Here is a 23,865-nt window from a genome sequence, read left to right on the forward strand (position 1 = left end):
ACTCTGTGCTAATGCTTTTAAGATAGGTATCAGATAATTTGTGTGAACGCTCACCAGAGGTTTCTATCGTTTAAGGAGGTGATCCAGCCCCAGGTTCCCCTAGGGCTACCTTGTTACGACTTCACCCCAGTCATTGACCACTCCGTGGTAACCGCCATCCCCGAAGGGTTAAGCTAGCTACTTCTGGAGCAATCAACTCCCATGGTGTGACGGGCGGTGTGTACAAGGCCCGGGAACGTATTCACCGTGACATTCTGATTCACGATTACTAGCGATTCCGACTTCATGGAGTCGAGTTGCAGACTCCAATCCGGACTACGACGTACTTTCTGGGATTCGCTTACTATCGCTAGTTCGCAGCCCTCTGTATACGCCATTGTAGCACGTGTGTAGCCCTACTCGTAAGGGCCATGATGACTTGACGTCGTCCCCACCTTCCTCCGGTTTGTCACCGGCAGTCTCCTTAAAGTTCCCACCCGAAGTGCTGGCAAATAAGGATAAGGGTTGCGCTCGTTACGGGACTTAACCCAACATTTCACAACACGAGCTGACGACAGCCATGCAGCACCTGTCTCAGAGTTCCCGAAGGCACTAAGCTATCTCTAGCGAATTCTCTGGATGTCAAGAGTAGGTAAGGTTCTTCGCGTTGCGTCGAATTAAACCACATGCTCCACCGCTTGTGCGGGCCCCCGTCAATTCATTTGAGTTTTAACCTTGCGGCCGTACTCCCCAGGCGGTCTACTTATTGCGTTAGCTGCGCCACTAAGTCATTACAACCCAACGGCTAGTAGACATCGTTTACGGCGTGGACTACCAGGGTATCTAATCCTGTTTGCTCCCCACGCTTTCGCACCTCAGTGTCAGTATTAGTCCAGGGTGTCGCCTTCGCCACTGATGTTCCTTCCTATATCTACGCATTTCACCGCTACACAGGAAATTCCACACCCCTCTACCATACTCTAGCCTGCCAGTATCGGGTGCCATTCCAAGGTTGAGCCCTGGGATTTCACATCCGACTTAACAAACCACCTACGCGCGCTTTACGCCCAGTAATTCCGATTAACGCTTGCACCCTCTGTATTACCGCGGCTGCTGGCACAGAGTTAGCCGGTGCTTCTTCTGGGGCTAACGTCAAAGTAACTGGATATTAGCCAGTTACCCTTCCTCACCCCTGAAAGTGCTTTACAACCCTAAGGCCTTCTTCACACACGCGGCATGGCTGGATCAGGCTTCCGCCCATTGTCCAATATTCCCCACTGCTGCCTCCCGTAGGAGTCTGGGCCGTGTCTCAGTCCCAGTGTGACTGGCCATCCTCTCAGACCAGTTAAAGATCGTCGCCTTGGTAGGCCTTTACCCTACCAACTAGCTAATCTTACGCAGGCTCATCTAATAGCGGAAGGCTCCGAAGAGTCCCCTCCTTTCCCCCTTAGGGCGTATGCGGTATTAGCATGCGTTTCCACATGTTGTCCCCCTCTACTAGGCAGATTCCTACGCGTTACTCACCCGTCCGCCGCTCGTCAGCAGGAGCAAGCTCCCCTGTTACCGCTCGACTTGCATGTGTTAAGCCTGCCGCCAGCGTTCAATCTGAGCCATGATCAAACTCTTCAGTTAAAAAGTTTGCTTACTCAAAATCTATTACACTAACAATAACTTAATCATTCCATCGTCCCGAAGAACAACAAAACAACATAAAGCGAATTGACGTGTTAGACGTTTCGCAAGACTTCAATTTTTTTGATCATCTCGAACCGGTTAAAAACCAATCCGGACAATCTTCTGAAGCCTCCAGCGAGCGCCCACACAAATTATCTGATTATCTATTTTAAAGAGCGTGCTAACTTGAATGGCTAACCAAATTTTAATTTAGTTAGCTGAACTTGGTCTTCGTTGCTCTGAAGCCTTGTCCGTGTCAGCGAGGGCGTATATTAAGGATCTACAGATTTTGTGCAACCCTTTTCGACATTTTCTTTCAATTTATTTTAAATAAAAGCAAATTCGTTCATAAAACCGTCAAAAAACACTCTTTTTGGTTATAAAGCAACCAAATAAAGAGAGTTTACGCATTATCAATCTATCAATTCGGGCATCTCTACTGAAATAGAACGTACTACTTTCATTTCCTGAGTGTCGATAGCCACTTGATAAGCAATTACCTCAACCCCCTTTCCAACTACTTCAACAAATGCCTGAGCATACTTTTTATCAATGTGCGCAGCGGGTGTAACAGAATCAATCCCCGTATGACTCACACAAAAGAACATTACTGCACGATGCCCTTCTTCGACCATCTTCGCCAGCTCATACAAATGTTTACGCCCACGATCTGTAACCGCATCAGGAAAGTATCCTAATCCGTCTTCCTCTAATAAGGTGACATTTTTAACTTCCACATAACACTTGCGGCCATCACCGCCAGTGAGTAACCAATCAATACGACTTTTCTCGCCATACTTCACTTCGGCTTTTTGCTCCGCATAACCGGAAAGCTCCTTCACCACACCTCCAGCAATAGCTTCGCCTACCAATTTATTTGGGTAACCTGTATTGATACAAGCCAAATGCTGGTTATCTACCTCCACCAGCTCCCATGTATAGGCAAGTTTACGCTTTGGGTTATCACTTTTAGATAACCACACGCGCGCGCTATTTTGCTGGCAGCGTTTCATTGATCCAGTATTGGGACAATGGGCCACCACGACCTCACCATTTGGCAATTCAATATCGGACAAAAAACGTTTATAACGTTTAATTAATTTTCCCTCTATTAAGGGCGTTGGAAATTCCACAACAAAACTCCAAAATGTTTTGAGATTCAATACAAACAAAAACAGCCCTCTTTACTATAAAGAGAGCTGCTTTGATAACGATATAGTAAAGGAATATCCTCCCCTACCACAATCGACAAGTGAAACCTTACCCCATTAACTCAAGCAAGCGAGCAGCGGACGCTTTAGGATCATCAGCGCTGCAAATTGCAGAGACCAGCGCTAAACCATGAACACCAGTGGAACAAAGTTCAGGGATATTCCCTTCATGGATTCCTCCAATGGCAACAATAGGTAAAGACGTTACCTTGAGTGCCGCCTTTAGCCCATCTATCCCCCAATGATGCTTAGTATTGAGTTTTGTTGGTGTCGCGAAGATGGCACTTAAGCCAATGTAATCAATCGGCAAAGAATCGGCCTCAGCAAGCTGTTCTTGTGTTTCGATTGATAGCCCTAAAATTTTATCAGGGCCGATTAACTGACGAGCGACCTTAGCTGGCATGTCCGATTGGCCGAGATGAACGCCATCGGCATCCACTGCGAGCGCGACATCTACTCGATCATTAATAATTAAAGGAACGCCTGAGCCTTTAAGAATATCTTTAACGGCCAAAGCTCGTTCAATAAAAGCACGCACATCGCCATGCTTTTCGCGAACTTGAACCATGGTCACACCACCTTCCACCGCCTTGCTTACAACTCGTTTTAAGGTGGCTAAATCTTGTTGGTCATCGGTAACCAAATACAAACGATAGAGATTCATTGTGTTTCCTTTAAGCCAATTGTCATTTCTCTAACAGACTAATCTATTAACTAACCTGAAGTTTGAGTCGCTTGGCTAATGTGGCTTCATCCAACAAATACAACTCATCAATAATGGTCAGCTGTAAGCTACCTGGCCCACGCGCTTGCTCGGCTGCAATTTCTCCGACAACACCAAGCACTGCGGCGGCAGCCACTCCCGACTTATCCCCAACAGCTGCAAACGCCGCCGTTAACGCGCTTAAGGTACAACCCATCCCAGTAACGCAAGGCATCATGGCATGGCCGTTGTTGAGCTTAACCGTTTGCTCACTTGTCACTATGTAATCAGTCTCTCCGGAAATAACGACACTGGCGTTATATTCTTTAACCAAGAAATGCGCCGCGCTCAGTGCGGTATCACTGCTATCTAGTGCATCCACACCTTTGCTTTTGGCTTGTTCATTTGCCAGTGCGATGATTTCCGATGCATTACCACGGATAATCAGTTGATCAGCCAATCGTGCTATTTTACGAGAGGTATCAGTGCGCAAGGCACTGGCTCCGCAACCAACGGGGTCAAGTACGACAACCTTTCCATTCACATTGGCTTGTTCGACAGCAAACGTCATACGTGGAATCCAAGCGCTATCTAGCGTACCGATGTTGATCACCAATGCCCCAGCAAACGCCATCATCTCTGCCATTTCTTGCTTAGAATGCGCCATAATGGGAGACGCCCCAATCGCTAGCAGCGCATTAGCCGTATTGTTCATCACCACATAGTTGGTAATGTTCACGACTAAAGGCTTTTGTTCTCTTACGGCAGTAAGCGCTTGAGTGATTTGTTCAACTAACATTTTCATGCTCCTATCAATGTTACTTAGCGTTTAAGCCTTGTTGCCAAAAAGCGATTTCCATGCGGGTAGCCGTCTTAAATACATCAACTAAATTCTGTCCACGCTGGCTGTTTATATCAATCTCGGACAACAGCTTATTAAAGTGCTCCATTCCTGTCATAACACTCGACTGGTAGTCGTCACCACTATAAAGCTTAATCCAGCTCGCATAAGGGTTACCCTCAATGACGGTACTTTCATCTTCAAGTAGCTGTTTACCAATCACACCGTAACCGACAGAACAGGGCGCTAACGCTGCATAAAGATCGACTAAATCGCCAGTCATACCCGCATCCAATACATAACGGGTGTAGGCCACAGTACCAAAATCTTCCGCTTCGTTTTCAAGATCCGCTTCTGTTAATCCCCATTGTGCGCAATATTCCACATGATGAGCGGTTTCTGAATCTAACAGGTTATACACAGTCGGCAAGGCACGGCGCATATCTTCTAACGTACGCGCTTTGTAAATTGCCAAGGCATACGCACGGGCATATTGCTTGAGAAACAAGAAATCTTGCTTTAGATAATGCAAAAAGCACGGTTGCTCAAGAGTGCCTTTTGCTAACTGCTGCACAAACGCGTGTTCTGTGTAGGCGGTCCAATCTTCCTGACAGGCGGCGATCAAATCTTGGTATTTCATATTACAAATCTCTTAAAGTAAGGTGCTTTAGGTATTAGTCAAAAGTCGGTACGTAATCTTTCGCTTTCGGTAACGTATTAATGACTTTATGGTCGAACAAGAACTGGGCGTAATCGTCATAGCGTTTTAGATCTACCGCGGCTGGTCGTAGCGCAAAGCGGCTCAAGGAATCATTCCAAGCGCGCTTGTTTAACTCGTTATTAAGCGTATCAGGGGCATAAGCAACAAACTGTTCCCACGCTGCATTTGGATGATTGACGATATACGTCGTGGCTTGCTGAATGGCTTTATTAAAGGCTTCTATGTCTTTTTTATTGTAGGTGTTGGCGTTAGCGACAAAGATCAGCTCATCATAAGAAGGCACACCGTGCTCTTCTGGGTAAAAGGCTTTGGCTTTGTATCCCTCTAACGCGAGCTGATTGATTTCAAAGTTACGAAAACCGCCCCAAATCGCATCGACTTTGCCTGAGGCAAGAGACGACGAGAGCGCCCAACCCACATTAATAATGTTCACATCAGAAAATTTAACGCCTTCTTGCCCAAGCATGGTGCCAAGCGTCGCTTCTTCGTTCCCAGCAATAGAGATGCCAATGCTTTTCCCTTCAAGATCCGCAAGGGAGTCGTTTTTACCATTATCAAGCACCAACAGAGTATTCAATGGTGTCGCGATCAAAGTAGAAGCACGGATTAAAGGTAAACCAGCAGACACATCCATGGTCAAATTTGGTTGGTATGACACGGCCAAGTCCACTTTACCTGCGGCGACTAATTTAGCAGGCGTACTTGGATCAGCAGGCTCTTCGATTTTCACCTGCAGGCCTGCCTGTTCAAAGTAGCCACGCTCTTTGGCAATAATGATAGGGCCATGACCTGGATTAACAAACCAATCCAGCATTAACGTTAGCTTCTTTTCTGCCGCCATAACATTATTCGAAACCAGCACCGCAAACAGAGCAATGGCACTCAGCAATGTATTTTTATTCATCGATTTTTTCCTTATATGGTTCTACTTATTTTGCCAAGGGATGGCTTTTTTCAATACTATGTCCGTGCTGAAATACAAGATGATCGAGAGCACCGCGAGAATAAATAAGGCGGCAAACATCTCATCAATAATCATCCGCGCATTCGCTTGCAGCATCAGATAACCCAAGCCTTCGCTTGACCCTACCCATTCGCCAACCACCGCACCAATCGGCGCAATAACAACGGCAACACGAATGCCTGAAGCGAGCGTCGGCAAAGCCGCAGGCAATTGAATATGCCGCAACAATTGCCACTTCGAGGCGCCCATGGTTTTAGCAAGGTCAAGATAACCGGTAGGTGTGTTACGCAGGCCGTCATAACAACAGGTCGTCACCGGAAAGAAGATAATAATGGCCGCAATGACCACTTTTGAGGCAATGCCATAGCCTAACCAGAGCATCATCACCGGCGCGATAGCAAACACAGGAATGGCTTGGCTAGCAATGAGTATGGGGAGCAGCCAACGCTTAAGCGGCTGAAACATCAACATCATCAAGGCAAACAATAAGCCCATGGTTAACCCTAAACCGAGACCGAGCAAAATTTCTTGCGCGGTAACCCAAGTATGCTTGAGCAGCACATCATAGCGGGTTCCTAAACGATCGAGCACCGCGATTGGCGACGGCAAAATAAAGCTTGGCATCTGAAAAGCCACCACCACAATTTGCCAAAGACCAAGAATCACTGCCGTGCTGATCACCAACCGTAGCGCCGAATACGTAATACGCTCTTTCTTACTAAGGCGTGTCGACACAGAATGGTACTGAGCCATATCACTCATAGTCTTTCTCCAACTGATCCAAAATAGCTTGTTGCAAAGCAGCGCATTCAGCATCGAGTTTTCGAGGTGGCGACGACTCAGGAACATCCAACTGCTGAGCTTGGGCTGGCGCACCTTGAAGAACATACAATTGATCTGCCAAACGCACTGCCTCTTGCGGATCATGAGTGATCAATACAACCGTTTTGTCTTTTAACAAGGAGGCGGACAACGTCTGCAACTTGTGCCGAGTAACCGCATCAAGCGCTGAAAAGGGTTCGTCCATCAACACCAGCGGTTTGTCTTGCATTAAAGTACGAGCAAGCGCCACCCGTTGACGCATACCACCGGACAGTTGGGCGGGAGTCATATAGGCATTATCTGCAAGGCCGACTTGCTCAAGCAAAATCAGTGCGCGCTGCTTATCGTGTTCTTTGTTAGGAGCGGCATTGGCAAAGCGTGAGCTTAAACACACGTTGTCCAACACATTTAGCCAGGGAAGGAGCAAATCTTGCTGTGCCATATACGCAATATGGTCATGCAATACTATATTCTCAGCAGATACGTTATTGCCACTAACCGCAATCTCACCTTGCCATTCCACTTGATCGTCTAGTAGACCAGCAAGATAACGCAATATCGTCGTTTTACCGCTGCCACTACGACCCAGCAGCACCGTCCACTGATTCGCCGGAATGGTCATATTCATCCCTGCTAGCGTTGGTACCGGAGTGCCTTTGTATTGAAGGCCCCCATGACGAATCTTTATGCCGATGATGGCTTTAGCGCACATCTTGATGGCCTGCAAAGAAGTGATGAACTGGGCCGTGGCCTTGACCGATATCTAACTCATCCGCATGGGCAATCGCGCCGGTAATATACTGTTTACCTAACTGAACGGATTGCTGCAGGCTATTGCCCTGAGCAAGGTAAGAGGCAATCGCAGAAGACAGTGTGCAGCCTGTTCCATGGGTATTTTTTGTGACTAGCCGTTTAGCGCTTAATAGCTCAAAGCCATCTTGTGTGATCAAAAGGTCGTTACTGTTTTCGTCCGCCTCTAAATGCCCTCCTTTTAGCAAAACCGCCTTAGCGCCCAATGCACGTAAATCCGCCATCATATCGTTCATTTCGACTTCAGATTGAGGCACGGCATGACCGGTTAGCGCGGCCGCTTCAGGTAGGTTGGGTGTAACAATGTCAGCAAGAGGGAGTAATGTCTCTTTTAACGCGGATATTGCCGAGTGCTTTAGCAATAAATCACCGCTAGTAGCCACCATCACAGGATCAATCACGATATATTTCGGCTCGTATTGGCGTAATTTAGCGGCCACGACCTTGATGATACTGACATCAGCCAGCATGCCTATTTTCACCGCAACAATATTAAGATCAGTAAAAACGGCGTCTAGTTGACTCGCGACATGGTCAAGCGGAATCGGATAAATAGCCGAAACGCCTAGCGTATTTTGTGAAGTAATCGCGGTAATGACAGAACAGGCAAAGCTACCCGTGGCGGACATAGCCTTAATATCCGCTTGAATACCCGCACCGCCGCCACTGTCTGACCCTGCAATGGTAAGCACAATAGGAATATTTTTTGACGCGGTTTGATTCGTTTTTTGCTGTTTAAGGTGTTGCTGTGTAGATGGTGCCATTATCGTTCCTATTAAAGACGTATAGGAACTGACTTTGGCCATTCTGGAGGGATCAAAGATCGGACTCGCATAAGATAGCCGTAATTGCTCGGCTAAAGGCAAAGTGCAAATAGTTCCCTACGCCAGTGCTAACTGAATCAGGTTCTGCGGGTCTCTTTCGATCTCAGCCAATGCATTGGCCCCCCGACTATTTCACAGAAAGGATAACAGGACATTCAGGTGAAAGGTATTCTTTTTTAAACAGCCGACACATACAAAAACGGCCCTCTTTACACTAAAGAGGGCCGTTTGATTTCAGAAGTAATGTACCGTAACAAGGATTTACAACAGCCACATAACGCTATGAAATTTCTCGCAAACTAAGCTCTGTCTCAAACGAATAAAATTTCGCACTTAGACCTGCAACACGTACCCCATAAAGGCGCGCGGTATCGAGATCCCCTTGCGACATTTCTTCAGGTCCAGCATCGGCAGCAACTTGTGCCATTGGACCAAGAAATGACCCCATTCGGTTGATATCATCACGCTGTGACGCTTTTGTATTAGAAGACTTCATTCCCATACCGACCCAAATACCTCTATGCTGAGCCGCAAATAAAGTGAAGTATTGCAGAGTCGATAGCTTGTCACCATTGATACTAGAGCTGTTGGTAAAACCGCCGAACACTTTGTTTTTCCATTGATCTTCGAACCACGGCTTTGATGATGCATCAGCAAACTTCTTGAACTGCCAACTTGGCCCGCCCATATAGGTTGGAGATCCTAAAATCACAAAGTGCGCTTTGCTAATATCAGACCACGCTGTTTCGCTTAACTCACCATTTGCATCAATCGGTAGCAGTTTGGCGTTCGCTCCATCCGCAACAGCTTCTGCCACTCGTCGAGTATGGCCATAACCAGAATGATAGATAACTACCCCTTTCAACTCTGAAGAAAAACTCATAACACACCTCTTAATTTGATTGATAAAACTTGCCCTAAAGACAAAACAAAAAACGCCCGGCTTTTCATCACAGAGCACAACGCAAAGGCTTTTGCCTAAATTGAAATAACAGAACTACCAAAACCAACAATGGAAAAATGACATGCAGCCACTGCTGATATAGTACGAGCGTAATAAGCGCCCCCACTAAAACCAAACCACCTAAAGCAAGACCAGCCTGCCGCAATTTAAGCGACGACTTGGTTTGCCAATAAGCACTTAAAAGCTCAAGTGCCGCGGTGATGTAATGGAAACCATCGGGGTAACCCCAACGGCTGTAGTCTTCAAGCAAGGGAGCAGGAGGAAACACATTCAACAATCCCGCAAAGACAAAAAAAGCGACCAACAACCAAGTCATAAAAAATTGGTAAGAAAACAGTTTCATCTGACTACTCTCCTAGCTATCGCAATGTTGGCGTAGTTTGCTTACCGGACGGCATGCGAGTAGGCGCGGTACGTTCAAGCATCCAGCCAGGATATTCCGGAACCAGACGACTAACAGAGTCCAGAATAGTTAGATCTTGCTGATCTAACTGGATCTCTACTGCTGCAAGGTTCTGCTCTATTTGATCGAGGCGTTTTGCTCCTGTAATCACAGACGTTACAAAAGGCTTACTCAATACATAAGCAAGTGCCACGGCAGCAATAGAAGCATCATGTTTTGCTGCAATCGGTCGCATAGCATCAACACACGCCCAAACTTTGTCCCTATCCACAGGAGGAAAGTCAAAATTGGCACGCCGCCCTTCGCCTTTTGAGTCTGGCGAAAATTTTCCTGATAGCAGCCCGCCAGCCAAAGGAGACCAAGCCAGTAATCCCATCTTTTCTTCCATTAACATGGGAGCCATTTCACGCTCTAAATCTCTCCCAGCCAAAGAAAAATAGCCTTGCACCGTTTCAAATCGCGCAAAGCCTTCTCGCTCAGCAATGCCCTGTGCTTTCGCGATCCGCCAAGCCGCCCAATTAGACAAACCGATATAACGAATCACTCCTCGCGAAATAAGGTCATCAAGTGTACGAAGTGTTTCTTCAATGGGCGTAACAGGATCGTTAGCGTGAATTTGATATAGATCGATGTAATCCGTCTGCAAACGTTCCAAACTTGCCTCCACCGAATCCAAAATATGGCCTCGAGAAGCGCCTCTATCATTCGGACCATTGCCCGAAGGATTAAAGACCTTAGTTGCAATGACCACATCTTTACGAGGCACGTTCAGATTTTTTAAAGCTTGGCCTAACATTTTCTCGGAGTGGCCATTTGTGTACACATCCGCCGTATCAAAAAAATTAACACCAGCGGAAAAGCAACAATCCACAATACTGTCTGCTGTCGCCTGATCCATTCCAGCAATATCGTGATATAGACCTTGCTGACCAACCGGACCAAATGTCATAGTTCCAAGGCATATTTCCGACACAAATAACCCAGTATTACCCAGTTGGTTATAGCGCATGTCATTCTCCCAAATAAGTGGAACCAGCTCGCCTGACTCTCTAGGATTCCACTTTACCTTGTGATATTTTTACGATAAAGCACCCTAATAAAAACCCATTGTTATCAAAAAGAGAAACAATGCAAAACCTTGATAATCTAGCTATATTTATTCGTATCTCAGAAATGGGCAGTTTCACAGGCGCCGCAGAAAGCCTTGGCATCCAAAAAGGTCGAGCCTCTAATGTCGTACGCCAATTAGAAGCTCAGGTTGGAACGCGTCTTCTACACCGCTCAACTAGAAAAGTTCAACTCACAGAAAACGGGCGAAATTTTTATCTACGAGCTTGCGCTTTACTCGCTGATGCAGAAGAACTCAATTTTATGTTTGCAAAGGATGATGCTCTGCTTGAAGGTCGAATACGTGCAGATTTACCAACAGAATTCGCGCGCGCGAACATTATTCCTGAATTACCTAAATTCATGGAAAAGTACCCTGGTATTGAACTCGAAATTTCCAGTACAGACCGCAGGGTGGATTTAATAAAAGAAGGAATGGATTGTGTACTTAGGGTCGGAGGTGTTCTCGACGATACACTGGTTGCTAGGCACCTTGGCGATCTAAAAATGGTGAATGCAGCAAGCCCTGAGTATCTTAAACAATACGGAGTCCCGCACACACTGGAGGACTTAATAAGCCAAGGCCATCGCATTGTTCACTACACACCAACATTAGGTAATCGTCCATTCGGATGGGAATATTATGATGGTCAAAGCTATCAATCCCTAGACCTCCCCGGCTCACTGCGTGTCAACAACGTTCAGACTTACCATGGCGCGGGCATAGCTGGACTTGGATTGATACAAGCCGGCCTATCCAGCCTGAAACCATTTTTAAGCGACGGATCTCTTGTTGAAGTACTACCAAGCCTACAATCAGAACCTTTACCTGTTTCTATTGTCGTAGCACACAGACAAAACTTGTCTCGTCGAGTACGCATTTTTATATCTTGGATTGAGGAAGTATTAACGCCTTATCTTGATTAGTTTGACTTCAACAGTGCCCAGATTTTTTAGACAGTAAACACAAACAAAAACAGCCCTCTTACTATAAAGAGAGCCGTTTGATTAAACTATTAACTCAGGAGGATTATTCCCACTCTATCGTTAACGAGAGCCGCAAGCCCTTTAAATACGCCTACTTGGTACTTGGCTCTGTCGTAGTACCATTATTAGTACCACGTTCAGCGCTTTGTTTGGCCTTTTCTTCACGACGACGCTTCAACTCAGCACGTGCCCAAGCAGAGGACTCGGCCATATCGCGGCGGAGTTCATACATCTCTTCTACAGTGAGCAATCTAGCTCTTGATTCACTAGATAAGTTACACATGACTTCTCCGAGCTAGCAATCACATTAGTCAGCAGATAGGTATAAAGTCTTAACGGGGCTTCAAAAATATTAATAACTAAGAACTAGTATTTCATCGTCTAAAACCTCAGCAGTTACAGAGCCATCTTCACTAACGAAAAGCTTCGAAGATACCAAGTCGGGATTAAAACCAACCATAGTCAGACTTTCCTCTATAGCCTCTCTATCTGACTCCATCAACACTTGATCAAACATGAGAGCCTCTCTAATTGGACCGTTATCTCCAAAGGTATATTTATATAACTTTGGCTTTTGAGGCAGTGTTTCTACAATCTGCTCTACCGAGTCACTGGCCATGAAATAATATGAAAAACTGCCAAGACTCGTCTGATAGTTCTCAGAAAAAGCCAGTTTAAGAAGGTAAAATCCAAACATTGAAACACTAAGCAATAGTATTAGAGCCGTCGAATACAAATATTTCTTTCTCATTTAAGAACCTCGAAAAGGCCATCAGCGTTAGAAATATTGATCGTATTTAAAAAGCTTGGCAGATTTTTCTGATCAGGTTGCCCTCTTAAATCTAACGGGAACAAATATGGCTTTATCGTCTTATTTTTGCGCTCACCTACAGGGCCGTAAGTGTCCCAAATTTTCAGAGCTAGGTCTTTTTCAATTGGCTCACATAGTTCAATATAATCAGTAGATGGATCAATTGATCGGTAGACAGATATGAGATTTGAAATCAAATCTTCTGCACTAAACCCACTATTAGTTACGTTTCTGAAAATCCAATTGCCCTGCAAAGCTTCAAAATCATGTGATACATCGAGAACAATGGACATAAATACCGATTTTTTTTGCGATAGGTTAAGCCCTTTTTGTATAGAGTACCTCTTTTTAATTCCTACTGAGATATTTCTTTTTAGAGCTGACATTTTTTGATGGTAAGACACAATAAAATCATCGCCACCAGAAGCAGACTCAGAGCTCTCCCTAAGTATTTTTTTCCAGAGATAAAGAGCCCCATCTCCTCTTCCATTACTAGGGTATGCATGCCCGAGGTCTATCCAGCCACACTGTTTGGTGTAGATAAGACCGTATTTTTATCATCAAATGAATAATCACTTTTTCCTATGATGTCTCCGCGACTAGACATAAAAAACTACTTCCTTGCTTGAATTTTTGTCACATGTAAACCTCATAGGCAATTCTAGTCAATACCTGCATTAACAAACCCTAAAAAGCTTACAAAAAGAAGACATAAATAACCCTTAAAGCTTACACTAGGACAACACTCTATCTCTTATGCCCCCTCACTCATAACCTCCCCACAAAACTCGCTATCTCTTCGTTCCGTTCCCTTTGTTTCTCCTGGGCGTAGTCAACGCAGTCTTCTACATCAAACGTGTATTTGGACTTGCCTGTCGGCGCGAGCCTAGCGGGCTTTTTCTTGACTCGATTAAGATAACAGCATCTTTTCGTAGATAACTCTCGCTCTATTCTTAAACAGTTTTTCGCACCTACATCAAAGAGCATGGATTCCCGCCTTCGCGAGGAATGACGGTGGGCGTAGTTTTCGTTTGCCAGTGCACTAACGACTTCCTTCCCTTATTCTCACCATGACTTATTTTCCTCAGCCAATAAAAAACCCGCTTCAAACGAAGCGGGTTTTTACGTGTTTCTATTTATTCAGTTAAGGCGTACTTAGCTGAATTATTCCCACTCGATAGTAGCAGGTGGCTTGGACGATACGTCGTAAGTCACGCGAGAAATGTGTTCGATTTCGTTGATTATACGACCAGATACTTTCTCTAATAGATCGTATGGCAGATGCGCCCAACGAGCTGTCATGAAGTCGATGGTTTCAACAGCACGAAGTGCTACCACGTATTCGTAACGGCGGCCGTCGCCTACTACGCCAACAGATTTAACTGGAAGAAATACCGCGAAGGCTTGGCTTGTTTTCTCGTACCAGCCCGCGTTACGCAGCTCTTCGATGAAGATAACGCCCGCACGACGAAGGATGTCGGCACGCAAACTTATGACCAAAAGGCAGCTGCGATTACGGCTGCATTCAGTCCTCGACGAAACTCCGCTGCCCACGTAGGTAGTCGATGAATGCTGTACTGAGCCCTTCCTGTCGTAAGTACTCTGGCGAAACCGGCAATGCGGGTGAGGTATAGCGAGCCTCCTTCCTTATGCATTCGGGAAGGTCATGGACAAGTATACCCGCCTTGCCAATTGCCACGTAATCTGCACCCTCGGACAGAGCCCATTCTCCGCGCGCTGCAGTCATGATTCCACCGGCAACCCCGAGCGCACAGTCACCTCTAGGCAGATCAGCAAACAGCGACATAAGGGTTCTGCCCTTATATGCTTTTTCTTCAGGCTCCTTAGTGATATCCCACAAAGACAGGTCGAGGTAGTCCATACCTCCGTCCGCGAAGAGCCGAGACGCGAGGTCGACCATTTCAGATAGGACCAGCCCGAAGCGCTCGGTCGATATGCGGATGCCAATCTGGAAATCTGGTCGGCAGGCAGCGCGAATGCGATGCAGAATCTCGAAGAGGAAGCGGGCTCGGTTCTCGGGGGAGCCGCCCCAACGGTCGCTACGTCGGTTCAACTCGGGCGACAGGAACTGAGCAATGAGGTAACCGTGCCCGCCGTGGATTTGTACGCCATCAAACCCGGCCCGCTCGGCGCGTCGAGCGGCGACGACGAACTCTGCGATAATGTTTTCAATTTCGGCCTCGCTCATCGCCCTTGCACCGGTTTCGGAATGGGCAGAGGGGCCAGCTAGCTCACTTCCGTCTGAAAGTGAGCGGATGCCTCCGTGCTGGAGCTGCAAAGACGAAACCGCACCCTGTGCTCGCAACCCCGCAGCAAGGCGTTCAAGGCCGGGCAGATGGCGGTCATCGAAACAGCCCAGCTGACCCAAGAAAGCCTTGCCCGCGGACGAAACGTGGCTGGCACAGGTTGTCACTAGGCCGAAACCACCCTCTGCGCGCATCGTGAGCCAGCGGTATTCATCGTCGGACAGCGTTCCGTCCTCGCGGCTTTGGGTATTGGTCAACGGGGCGAGAACAAAACGGTTCTTTATCTTCGGGCCGCGCGGCAAGCTGAGCGGGGCGAACAGGTTAGAGTGTGATTTGGTATCAATGGTCATGAAAGTGTCCTTCTATTTAGTATGTTAGTCAGCTGTTCGCTTGGAAGCGCGCCGCGGCAGAACCAGAGTGATGGCGAGAGCGATGAGAAAGAGGCCTGCCGAGACCCCGAACGCAGCGCGATAGCCTTCTATAGATTGCAGGCTAGTATCTGCGGTTGCTGTCGTGGCCATTAGGAAGACTGAGTTGAGCAGCGCCGGTCCTATAGAGCCGCTAACCTGCTGTGTTACGTTGACGAAAGCCGATGCCACACCGGATTCTTCTCTCACACCGTTCAGTGCCGAGCTGGATGCGGGCACGAAGTAGACGCCGAGGCCAAAGATCATGATACATAAGGCCGTGGCGCGGTTCCGATCCGAGGTCGATGTATCTGTCATTTCAAGGATCTCCGGTTTGCTTAGCTCAGTCGTTGCAGGAAGAGAACGTTGTCAGTAACAGTTGCGGTTTGTCCTTCCGGCCCTGTAGCAGTTCGGGCAATGGAACAGAGGCAATGGTGCGCCCATTCCTCGGGGGCGAGCTGCATCGTCGTGAACGTTTCGTGTGCCGAGGGAAAACGGGTATTCTCGGGGGACCAAGACCAAGGCGCACGCGAAGCGTGCTCTACTATCAGAATATGCCCCCCGGGAGCCACGGCCCTAGCAGCTCGCCCCAAAACATCGCCTCGCGGCCATTCCTGAGGCGAATGTAGGAAGCTGGCGGTGACCAGATCGAAGCTCCCCTCCGGAAAAGATAGGGCGAGATTATGCTCCTCAAACCGAATGTGCTCCACGAGGCCAGCCGCTTCGGCGTTGCGGGAGGCGATTCCAAGCGCGACCGACGAGACATCGACCGCCGTCACGTGCCAACCCTTCCGAGCCAGCCAGACCGCATCATCGCCCTTGGCGCACCCAAGCTCCAGCGCCCTGCCGGGACGAAGCGGTCCCGCGAACTGAGACAGTGCCAGACCGGGCATGCCTGACGAGGTCTGTGAACCCTTAGTATAAAGGTCGTTCCAGATAGATTCAGCCTGCATTCTGCTCTCTCCTTCAGATAGTTTCGATAAATTTGGGATCAAAAATCAGTGACCGGTGCGAAGACATTGCATACCGATTACTAGGGGCTGGAAGCCGAAAGACCTACAAAGCTCGTCCCAATAATGATGGCGTCGTAGCTCACAACAATGGTCCCTTAAAAGCCATAATGTAATATCAAATGTTACTTGAAAGAGTAGCACACTTCAATACATGTAACTTTAAATGTTTCAAAATGAATTTGTATGCTACTAAAGCGGTGATAGGGTGCTCGTAGCTAATATGAAGGATCTCACTCTAAGCCTCGCGGCCTGCGTATGATGGGTTGGCTATGCGGTCGAGGCATCGTCACCGCTGAAAAGGGACACGGTGGCACCTGAAAGCCACTCACCCTTGACTGAGGTGGCACTACGAAACTGTTGGCTCGTCTCCCTCCACTAAACCTTGGCGCCAATTCAACCTCATCCGAATGCCTAGTCGAGAAAGTAATGGACGCACAGCTTGACGCCTCATTACGCGATGCCGAGGCTAGCTTTCTGGCGCTATTCTCTAAGGTAAAGATAGAAGACCTGGCGCAAGGCTTCGAGAGTCAGCTTGCGAAAAAACGGCAAGACGTTAGCGATACATGTAACGCAGCAAAACAGCATATTTGAAGCCGCTAGACAGTACCAAATGATTTGGCCATTACATTAGATAACAAAAAGCCCGCTGGAAAGCGGGCTTTAGAATGTTTCTATTTATTCAGTGAAGGCGTACCTAACTGAATTATTCCCACTCAATAGTAGCAGGTGGCTTGGACGATACGTCGTAAGTCACGCGGGAGATGTGTTCGATTTCGTTGATGATACGACCAGATACTTTCTCTAATAGATCGTATGGCAGATGCGCCCAACGAGCCGTCATGAAGTCGATGGTTTCAACTGCACGAAGTGCTACCACGTATTCGTAACGGCGGCCGTCGCCTACTACGCCAACAGATTTAACTGGAAGAAATACCGCGAAGGCTTGGCTTGTTTTCTCGTACCAGCCCGCGTTACGCAGCTCTTCGATGAAGATAGCATCAGCACGACGAAGGATGTCGGCGTACTCTTTTTTAACTTCACCTAGGATACGCACACCAAGACCTGGTCCTGGGAAAGGATGACGGTAAACCATGTCGTATGGCAGGCCTAGTTCAAGACCCAGTTTACGCACTTCGTCTTTGAACAACTCACGAAGTGGTTCAACCAAGGCCATTTTCATATCTTCTGGCAAGCCACCTACGTTGTGGTGGGACTTGATCACGTGCGCGCCACCAGTTTTACCCGCTGCGGATTCGATTACGTCAGGGTAAATCGTACCTTGCGCTAGGAAGTCGATGCCATCCAATTTAGATGATTCTTCGTCGAAGATCTCAATAAAGGTATTACCAATGATCTTACGTTTTTTCTCAGGATCCGCTTCGTTTGCTAATTTGCCAAGGAACAAGTCTTCCGCATCAACACGGATGACTTTAACGCCCATGTTGTCTGCAAACATTTTCATTACTTGATCGCCTTCGTTCAAACGAAGCAAACCGTTATCTACGAATACACACGTCAATTGGTCGCCAATCGCTTTATGAAGCAATGCCGCTACCACTGAAGAATCCACACCACCAGACAAGGCCAACAATACTTTACTGTCGCCCACTTGCTCTTGCATGCGCTCGATAGCATCTTGTGCAATGTTTGCAGGTGTCCACAAAGTGTCGCAACCACAAATATCTACGATGAAACGAGACAGAATACGGCCACCTTGTAACGTATGCGTTACTTCTGGGTGGAACTGTACACCGTAAAACTTCTTCGCTTCGTTCGCCATCGCAGCGATTGGACAGCTATCCGTAGACGCCATCAAAGTGAAGTCTTCTGGCATAGCGATAACTTTATCGCCATGACTCATCCAAACATCAAGCAAAGCAACGCCATTGTTGGCAATGTGATCTTGGATTTCATCGAACAATGCTGGACCGTCATGCTTACGTATTTGTGCGTAACCAAACTCACGAATTTCAGAACCTTGAACCTTACCGCCCAATTGCTCTGCCATGGTTTGCATGCCGTAACAAATACCAAATACCGGCACACCCAATGTAAATACTGCTTCTGGAGCACGAGGAGAACCAGGCTCTGGAACGGATTCAGGGCCACCAGCAAGGATGATACCTTTTGGATCAAAGTCGATGACTTCTTGATCTTCCATATCAAAAGCGCGAACTTCACAGTAAACACCGATTTCACGAACACGACGTGCAATCAGCTGAGTGTACTGAGAACCGAAATCAAGAATAAGAATTTTATGAGCGTGGATATCTTGCGACATTATTAGCCATTCCTTTCACTCTACTCAAAGAATTCAGTCTTATCGTAGAAGTAATCAATAAAATAGTAAGAGCAATAAATAAAGATGGGGCGTCTTAAACGCCCCATCTCGGTTTCAATTTATCTCGCCTTAACCGACGTGATAATTTGGTGCCTCTTGAGTGATAGTCACATCATGGACGTGGCTTTCACGCATACCTGCACCGGTAATTTTAGAAAACTGCGTTTTGGTACGCATGGTTTCAATATCAGCGGAGCCAGTGTAACCCATGGAAGAGCGAACCCCACCCATAAGCTGATGAACAACAGCCACCATTGGACCTTTAGAAGGTACACGGCCTTCAATGCCTTCTGGAACCAACTTTTCAACGCTGCTTGAGTCTTGGAAGTAGCGGTCACTAGAGCCTTGCGCTTGGGACATTGCACCCAATGACCCCATGCCTCGGTAGGCTTTATAGGCACGACCTTGGAACAAGACAACTTCACCTGGCGCCTCATCAGTACCAGCAAGCAGACCGCCAACCATGATAACGCTCGCGCCAGCTGCAATCGCTTTACTGATATCACCAGAAAAACGCACACCGCCATCAGCGATAACAGGGATACCACGAGGGTCCATTACTTCAGCAACATTTGCCACCGCACTGATTTGAGGAACACCCACACCAGAAACGATACGCGTAGTACAGATAGAACCAGGGCCAATACCCACTTTCACGCCATCTGCGCCCGCATCAGCTAGAGCAATTGCCGCTTCCGCTGTCGCGATATTACCGCCAATAACTTGAATATGAGGGAAATGTTCTTTTACCCAACGAACGCGATCAATAACACCTTTAGAATGACCATGCGCCGTATCAACAACAATGATATCAACGCCAGCATCAGACAAGGCTTTCACTCGATCGCCGGTATCTGCGCCAGTACCAACAGCGGCACCAACACGTAAACGACCTTGATCGTCTTTACAAGCATGTGGGAAAGTCGTGGCTTTATTAAAGTCAGTCACCGTCACCATGCCACGCAACTCAAATTGCTCATTAACAATCAGCACTTTCTCAATGCGATTTTCATGTAGCAACTTACGGATAGAGCCAGAAGAAGCACCTTCAAGCGCCGTAACAAGACGATCTTTTGGTGTCATAATGTCAGAGACTTTTTTGTCGAAATCTTTAACAAAACGCACATCACGACTGGTAACAATACCAACCAAATCGGAACCTTGAACAACAGGCACACTTGAGATGCTATTCGCCGCGGTCAAATCCATAAGATCTTGAACGCTGGCTTCAGGATTAATGGTTACAAGGTCACGAACGATACCACTTTCGAATTTTTTCACTCGGCGAACTTCGCGAGCTTGCTCTTCGATAGTCAAGTTTTTGTGCACAATGCCTATGCCACCTTCTTGAGCCAGAGCAATCGCCATGCGATGTTCGGTAACGGTATCCATCGCTGAAGACGTCAGTGGAATATTTAGCTCGATGTCTTTAGTGATTTTCGTTTTGAGGCTAACATCCTTAGGAAGAACTTCGGAATAGCCGGGGATAAGCAGTACGTCGTCAAACGTTAAAGCTTCTTGCACGATTCGTAACATAATGGGGAGTTTCCAATGCCAACAAGGGTGTTAAGATGGCAAGTAATTCTACTCCTTTAGTTGCATTCGGTAAATCAAAACCACGAGAGATTGATGAAAAATTTTACAACTTCTGCGTCACAAGAAACGGCTTTTACCGTATCGCAGCTAAATAGACAGATACAACAACTACTTGAAGCCAGTTTACCGTGGATTTTAGTCGAAGGTGAGATATCCAACCTCGCCAAGCCAGGCTCTGGTCATTGGTACTTTTCACTCAAAGATGACCGTGCACAAATACGCTGTGCCATGTTCAAAGGCAAAAACGCCGCTGTACGCTTTAAGCCCAAAGATGGTGACATGGTTCGCTTGCGTGCTCGCGTCACTTTCTATGGTCCAAGAGGCGACTGCCAACTCAGTGTAGAAAGCATGGAGTCGGCAGGTGAAGGTGCATTACAACAGGCGTTTGAACGCTTAAAAAACAACTTACAAGCCGAAGGCCTTTTCGCACCAGAGCACAAAAAACCATTACCAACTAAACCAGAACGTGTTGCTATCATCACCTCGCCTGTCGGCGCTGCGGTTCGCGATATGATCATCGCCTTTCGTCGACGCTTTCCATTGACAGAACTCACCATTCTACCTTCTTTAGTGCAAGGCCAAGATGCCTCTAAAAACATCTTACGACAACTACAACGAGCCGATGGCAGTGGGCACTTTGACGCTATTATTCTCGGTCGTGGTGGTGGTTCACTGGAAGACTTATGGAGTTTCAACGACGAACCCTTGGCACGCGCTATTTTTGCCGCCAACACGCCGATTGTATCGGCTGTTGGTCATGAAACCGACTTTACCATTGCGGATTTTGTCGCCGATGTTCGAGCCGCCACTCCAACCGCGGCGGCAGAGCTTTTAAGCCCAGACCGCAATCAATTAATTAGACAAATCGAACAGCAAGAAAAGCAGCTTGTTCGACGCATGTCACGCATTCTCGAACAAAGTCAGCAACAGCTCGACTTTATGACCAAGCGCATTCGTCACCCAAAAGAGCGAATCGAGCAACAGCAAACTCAGCTAAACCAGCTTAAGCATCGCTTGCAACAAAGCATGCAACGCAAGGTGCTGGAGCAACAAAACCATACTGCCAACCTAGCTCATCGACTGGAAAGAAACAGCCCAACTCGCCGTATCGATCAGGACAGACAAAAGTTAAAAGACATCGACGCTCGACTTGCTCGTGCACTGAGTAACACCTTAACCAACAAACAAACTGCCTTTGCTCGTATTATCGACAAGCTCAACCTCGTCAGCCCGCTAAACACCCTAGCCAGAGGCTATGCTATTGCCTCGAAAGACGAACAGGTTATTCGTTCCGTTAAAGACGTTAAGAAAGGCGATGCTATTTCGGTAAGGGTGCAGGATGGAGTCATTTCGTGTGACGTAACATCAAGTCAAAGCTAACAATATGCTCCAGTCAGTTTGTACCAAGCTCAATCAATAAGACTTGGTACAGACCATTAAATGCCATCACGTCACTTTGAACAACTCGACTTTATCTTTTAAGTGTCTCATCTCTTCACCAATAGCATTGGTTGCTGCTCGACTTTGATTGAATAATTCGGCTGTCTGCTCGCTTTGTGCCGCCAACATAGACAAATGTTGGTTAATATCTTCCACTGAAGCGTTTTGAATACCCGCTCGTTCGGCGACCTGCTCATTCATATCGAATAATTGCTGCAAGAAGGCATCAAGCGTATTTACTTTTTCTGACACCAGCTTTTGACTGTCTAGGGTCTGAATACTTTTCTCACAGGCAACATCCATCTGCGATGTCACTTGAGTCGATGCACTTCTCAGCTGAGTAATGATACTTTGAATTTCATTGGTGGATTCGCTGGTTCGTTGCGACAGCATGCGAACTTCATCCGACACTACCGCAAAACCGCGACCATGCTCGCCCGCCCGAGCCGCTTCGATGGCCGCATTAAGAGCAAGCAAATTGGTCTGTTCTGAAATTGAGCTGATCACGTCCAAAACAGAGACAATCTTCTCTATGTTGTCATTCAACTCGGTCAAACTGGTTTTGCTTTGTAACATATCGACTTCGAGCGCCTCTAGGAAAAGCAAACTACTCTGGACTTCTTTATTCGCTTGCTGAAGCTCCGCATTACTTTGATCCGACAACTCACCCGCTTTGGTGGCTAAATCTTTTACCTGCGCACTCTGCTCAGTGATGTCTTGGGTAGAGTTAAAGATCTGATCTACCGATTGCTTCTCAGCCTCAGAGGCTTGGGAAAGTTCATCCACCTGTTGATGCAAACCTTCAATCGCACCATCTGTCGTTTTAACCGCGTCATTCACTGTCGTCATTGACCCTTTTAACGTTTGCAGCAGTGAATTAATTGTCTCTGCCAGGTCACCAATTTCCGCTTTATCGGTACTCTTGATTTGATAACTGAGATCTAAACTATCGGACACATAACGAACATCCTTGCCAATAGCGACAATGGGACGAGTCAGAGAGCCTATAACGAAATGAAGAATGAGCAGAGAAATTAGAATAAAAACGATAGAGTAGAGAAACGCATTCTGTAACTGCGTATAAATCGGCGCCATAATTTGCTGTTTTGGTACCGCTAGCATGATATATCTATCTAACACTGACACCCACAATGAGCCAAGGTAATATACCTGTCCATTAATCGTTATATCATCAATGACAACGTCGGTTTTATTGTTAAGCAAGCTAGAAATATGGCTTTTATTGACCATTTCCATAAATGGAGAATCGCCTTTTGCTTGAATTACACCATCACTTGTTACTAACATGGCACGACCTTGCTGGCCTACTTTAAGCTTCTGAACCATATTAATCAGCTTATCCGCTTTAATTCCAAGCCCTGCAACGGAATAGGGTTTATTGGTGTTCGGATCAAGATCATCGCTGCGATAGTTAACAAACAGCATCTTATATTCATATTCTAAATTCAGTTCGTAATCTTGTCCTGTCGCCAAAAAATTTGGATAAAAATCTTTGAATGGATAGTCCGTTAACGGCGTCCTAAAAAAGTCTTTCTCATAGCCAAAATATTCCAAACCATTTGGACCATTTAAAACGTAAAAGGTCGAATCACTTCCTGCGATCTCTTTCACGGATTTCAGCTTAGCTGCTATAAACGCAATCTGGTTATCTGGCGCACCTTTACTCACCCAATCTTCAACGAAGTTGTCGTTTGTCATCAAATGGGAGGCTGTAATTAACGGAGTAATTTCTGTACTGATTTGCGAGGCTAGATTACTGAGATGGGTTGGTAAAACTTCTTTTTTTAGCTGTTCTAGTTCTGTGTCTAGTGTAGAAAGAGCCTGAGTACTGACAGAAACAACAGTACTAACAACAAGCAACACAGCAAGCACAGAAAACATGCGACTTCTAATGGATAGACTTTGCCACTTCATAATAACGTCCTTATTATTCATTCTTATTGTAAAGTTATCGTCAAA

22 protein-coding genes, 1 rRNA gene, 1 pseudogene and 1 riboswitch are annotated in these 23,865 nt (G+C 46.7%); of the genes and pseudogenes, 2 read left to right on the top strand and 22 right to left on the bottom strand.

Annotated features, from left to right (window positions below; genetic code table 11):
• Positions 1–71 precede the first annotated feature (71 nt).
• From KDW99_RS18945 to KDW99_RS19000, 12 genes are all read right to left on the bottom strand, one after another.
• Positions 72–1,611: ribosomal RNA gene (locus KDW99_RS18945) — 16S ribosomal RNA — on the bottom strand.
• A 455-nt stretch (positions 1,612–2,066) separates the two neighbouring features.
• A complete protein-coding gene (sfsA, locus tag KDW99_RS18950) occupies positions 2,067–2,786 on the bottom strand; it encodes a DNA/RNA nuclease SfsA (RefSeq protein WP_255827062.1) in 720 nt (239 codons plus the stop codon).
• Positions 2,787–2,913: 127 nt separating this feature from the next.
• Positions 2,914–3,528 (bottom strand): thiamine phosphate synthase, encoded by a 615-nt coding sequence (thiE, locus tag KDW99_RS18955; protein WP_255827063.1) that lies wholly within the window; start codon positions 3,526–3,528, stop codon positions 2,914–2,916.
• Between the two features lie 46 nt (positions 3,529–3,574).
• A complete protein-coding gene (thiM, locus tag KDW99_RS18960; RefSeq protein ID WP_255827064.1) occupies positions 3,575–4,366 on the bottom strand; it encodes a hydroxyethylthiazole kinase in 792 nt (263 codons plus the stop codon).
• Positions 4,367–4,385: 19 nt separating this feature from the next.
• Positions 4,386–5,048, bottom strand: a complete 663-nt coding sequence (gene tenA, locus KDW99_RS18965; protein WP_255827065.1) for a thiaminase II — start codon at positions 5,046–5,048, stop codon at positions 4,386–4,388.
• Between the two features lie 34 nt (positions 5,049–5,082).
• Positions 5,083–6,033: an ABC transporter substrate-binding protein gene (locus tag KDW99_RS18970; protein ID WP_255827066.1), complete on the bottom strand. Its 951-nt coding sequence runs from the start codon at positions 6,031–6,033 to the stop codon at positions 5,083–5,085.
• A 21-nt stretch (positions 6,034–6,054) separates the two neighbouring features.
• Entirely contained in the window at positions 6,055–6,855 is an 801-nt protein-coding gene (locus KDW99_RS18975; protein WP_370646852.1) for an ABC transporter permease, read from the bottom strand.
• Complete coding sequence (locus KDW99_RS18980; RefSeq protein ID WP_255827067.1) at positions 6,848–7,627, bottom strand: ABC transporter ATP-binding protein; 780 nt, start codon at positions 7,625–7,627, stop codon at positions 6,848–6,850. The genes KDW99_RS18975 and KDW99_RS18980 overlap by 8 nt, the downstream gene beginning before the upstream one ends.
• Entirely contained in the window at positions 7,617–8,489 is an 873-nt protein-coding gene (gene thiD, locus KDW99_RS18985; RefSeq protein ID WP_255827068.1) for a bifunctional hydroxymethylpyrimidine kinase/phosphomethylpyrimidine kinase, read from the bottom strand. The genes KDW99_RS18980 and thiD overlap by 11 nt, the downstream gene beginning before the upstream one ends.
• A 97-nt stretch (positions 8,490–8,586) precedes the next feature.
• Positions 8,587–8,685: riboswitch (TPP riboswitch) on the bottom strand.
• Positions 8,686–8,829: 144 nt separating this feature from the next.
• Entirely contained in the window at positions 8,830–9,432 is a 603-nt protein-coding gene (locus KDW99_RS18990; protein WP_255827069.1) for a flavodoxin family protein, read from the bottom strand.
• A gap of 67 nt (positions 9,433–9,499) precedes the next feature.
• Positions 9,500–9,856, bottom strand: coding sequence for a DoxX family protein (locus KDW99_RS18995; RefSeq protein ID WP_255827070.1), 357 nt, complete (start codon positions 9,854–9,856; stop codon positions 9,500–9,502).
• Between the two features lie 16 nt (positions 9,857–9,872).
• Positions 9,873–10,925, bottom strand: a complete 1,053-nt coding sequence (locus KDW99_RS19000) for an aldo/keto reductase (RefSeq protein ID WP_255827071.1) — start codon at positions 10,923–10,925, stop codon at positions 9,873–9,875.
• A 119-nt stretch (positions 10,926–11,044) separates the two neighbouring features.
• Between KDW99_RS19000 and KDW99_RS19005 the strand changes: the two genes are divergently transcribed.
• Positions 11,045–11,950, top strand: coding sequence for a LysR family transcriptional regulator (locus KDW99_RS19005; RefSeq protein ID WP_255827072.1), 906 nt, complete (start codon positions 11,045–11,047; stop codon positions 11,948–11,950).
• A gap of 151 nt (positions 11,951–12,101) precedes the next feature.
• Here KDW99_RS19005 and KDW99_RS19010 read toward each other — a convergent pair whose 3' ends face one another.
• The 9 genes and pseudogenes from KDW99_RS19010 to guaB form a co-directional block, all read right to left on the bottom strand.
• Positions 12,102–12,293, bottom strand: a complete 192-nt coding sequence (locus KDW99_RS19010; RefSeq protein WP_255827073.1) for a hypothetical protein — start codon at positions 12,291–12,293, stop codon at positions 12,102–12,104.
• Between the two features lie 69 nt (positions 12,294–12,362).
• Entirely contained in the window at positions 12,363–12,761 is a 399-nt protein-coding gene (locus KDW99_RS19015) for a hypothetical protein (RefSeq protein ID WP_255827074.1), read from the bottom strand.
• Positions 12,758–13,225, bottom strand: coding sequence for a hypothetical protein (locus KDW99_RS19020; protein WP_255827075.1), 468 nt, complete (start codon positions 13,223–13,225; stop codon positions 12,758–12,760). The genes KDW99_RS19015 and KDW99_RS19020 overlap by 4 nt, the downstream gene beginning before the upstream one ends.
• A gap of 760 nt (positions 13,226–13,985) precedes the next feature.
• Positions 13,986–14,303: pseudogene (locus tag KDW99_RS19025) on the bottom strand (GMP synthase (glutamine-hydrolyzing)); the annotation flags it as partial.
• A gap of 43 nt (positions 14,304–14,346) precedes the next feature.
• Positions 14,347–15,438: an NADH:flavin oxidoreductase gene (locus KDW99_RS19030; protein WP_255827076.1), complete on the bottom strand. Its 1,092-nt coding sequence runs from the start codon at positions 15,436–15,438 to the stop codon at positions 14,347–14,349.
• A gap of 24 nt (positions 15,439–15,462) precedes the next feature.
• Complete coding sequence (locus KDW99_RS19035; protein WP_255827077.1) at positions 15,463–15,813, bottom strand: hypothetical protein; 351 nt, start codon at positions 15,811–15,813, stop codon at positions 15,463–15,465.
• A gap of 20 nt (positions 15,814–15,833) precedes the next feature.
• On the bottom strand, positions 15,834–16,448 hold the full coding sequence (locus KDW99_RS19040) for a class I SAM-dependent methyltransferase (protein WP_255827078.1): 615 nt from the start codon (positions 16,446–16,448) through the stop codon (positions 15,834–15,836).
• 763 nt (positions 16,449–17,211) lie between these two features.
• Positions 17,212–18,789 (bottom strand): glutamine-hydrolyzing GMP synthase, encoded by a 1,578-nt coding sequence (gene guaA, locus KDW99_RS19045; RefSeq protein ID WP_255827079.1) that lies wholly within the window; start codon positions 18,787–18,789, stop codon positions 17,212–17,214.
• A gap of 129 nt (positions 18,790–18,918) precedes the next feature.
• The gene (gene guaB, locus KDW99_RS19050; RefSeq protein ID WP_304941368.1) at positions 18,919–20,385 is read right to left on the bottom strand and encodes an IMP dehydrogenase; all 1,467 of its coding nucleotides are present in this window, start codon (positions 20,383–20,385) and stop codon (positions 18,919–18,921) included.
• Positions 20,386–20,478: 93 nt separating this feature from the next.
• Here guaB and xseA point away from each other — a divergent pair, with 93 nt between their 5' ends.
• Positions 20,479–21,825, top strand: coding sequence for an exodeoxyribonuclease VII large subunit (gene xseA, locus KDW99_RS19055; RefSeq protein ID WP_255827080.1), 1,347 nt, complete (start codon positions 20,479–20,481; stop codon positions 21,823–21,825).
• A 66-nt stretch (positions 21,826–21,891) separates the two neighbouring features.
• On the opposite strand, the gene KDW99_RS19060 is transcribed toward xseA, so the two are convergent.
• The gene (locus tag KDW99_RS19060) at positions 21,892–23,820 is read right to left on the bottom strand and encodes a methyl-accepting chemotaxis protein (protein ID WP_255827081.1); all 1,929 of its coding nucleotides are present in this window, start codon (positions 23,818–23,820) and stop codon (positions 21,892–21,894) included.
• Positions 23,821–23,865 lie beyond the last annotated feature (45 nt).

Source organism: Marinomonas rhizomae (assembly GCF_024397855.1).
Classification (GTDB): Bacteria; Pseudomonadota; Gammaproteobacteria; order Pseudomonadales; family Marinomonadaceae; genus Marinomonas; species Marinomonas rhizomae_A.

Coding starts and splice junctions, on each gene's coding strand:
- thiE (WP_255827063.1), bottom strand. CDS start 3,528: ATGAATCTCTATCGTTTGTATTTGGTTACCGATGACCAACAAGATTTA.
- thiM (WP_255827064.1), bottom strand. CDS start 4,366: ATGTTAGTTGAACAAATCACTCAAGCGCTTACTGCCGTAAGAGAACAA.
- tenA (WP_255827065.1), bottom strand. CDS start 5,048: ATGAAATACCAAGATTTGATCGCCGCCTGTCAGGAAGATTGGACCGCC.
- KDW99_RS18970 (WP_255827066.1), bottom strand. CDS start 6,033: ATGAATAAAAATACATTGCTGAGTGCCATTGCTCTGTTTGCGGTGCTG.
- KDW99_RS18975 (WP_370646852.1), bottom strand. CDS start 6,855: ATGAGTGATATGGCTCAGTACCATTCTGTGTCGACACGCCTTAGTAAG.
- KDW99_RS18980 (WP_255827067.1), bottom strand. CDS start 7,627: ATGTGCGCTAAAGCCATCATCGGCATAAAGATTCGTCATGGGGGCCTT.
- thiD (WP_255827068.1), bottom strand. CDS start 8,489: ATGGCACCATCTACACAGCAACACCTTAAACAGCAAAAAACGAATCAA.
- KDW99_RS18990 (WP_255827069.1), bottom strand. CDS start 9,432: ATGAGTTTTTCTTCAGAGTTGAAAGGGGTAGTTATCTATCATTCTGGT.
- KDW99_RS18995 (WP_255827070.1), bottom strand. CDS start 9,856: ATGAAACTGTTTTCTTACCAATTTTTTATGACTTGGTTGTTGGTCGCT.
- KDW99_RS19000 (WP_255827071.1), bottom strand. CDS start 10,925: ATGCGCTATAACCAACTGGGTAATACTGGGTTATTTGTGTCGGAAATA.
- KDW99_RS19005 (WP_255827072.1), top strand. CDS start 11,045: ATGCAAAACCTTGATAATCTAGCTATATTTATTCGTATCTCAGAAATG.
- KDW99_RS19010 (WP_255827073.1), bottom strand. CDS start 12,293: ATGTGTAACTTATCTAGTGAATCAAGAGCTAGATTGCTCACTGTAGAA.
- KDW99_RS19015 (WP_255827074.1), bottom strand. CDS start 12,761: ATGAGAAAGAAATATTTGTATTCGACGGCTCTAATACTATTGCTTAGT.
- KDW99_RS19030 (WP_255827076.1), bottom strand. CDS start 15,438: ATGACCATTGATACCAAATCACACTCTAACCTGTTCGCCCCGCTCAGC.
- KDW99_RS19035 (WP_255827077.1), bottom strand. CDS start 15,813: ATGACAGATACATCGACCTCGGATCGGAACCGCGCCACGGCCTTATGT.
- KDW99_RS19040 (WP_255827078.1), bottom strand. CDS start 16,448: ATGCAGGCTGAATCTATCTGGAACGACCTTTATACTAAGGGTTCACAG.
- guaA (WP_255827079.1), bottom strand. CDS start 18,789: ATGTCGCAAGATATCCACGCTCATAAAATTCTTATTCTTGATTTCGGT.
- guaB (WP_304941368.1), bottom strand. CDS start 20,385: ATGTTACGAATCGTGCAAGAAGCTTTAACGTTTGACGACGTACTGCTT.
- xseA (WP_255827080.1), top strand. CDS start 20,479: ATGAAAAATTTTACAACTTCTGCGTCACAAGAAACGGCTTTTACCGTA.
- KDW99_RS19060 (WP_255827081.1), bottom strand. CDS start 23,820: ATGAAGTGGCAAAGTCTATCCATTAGAAGTCGCATGTTTTCTGTGCTT.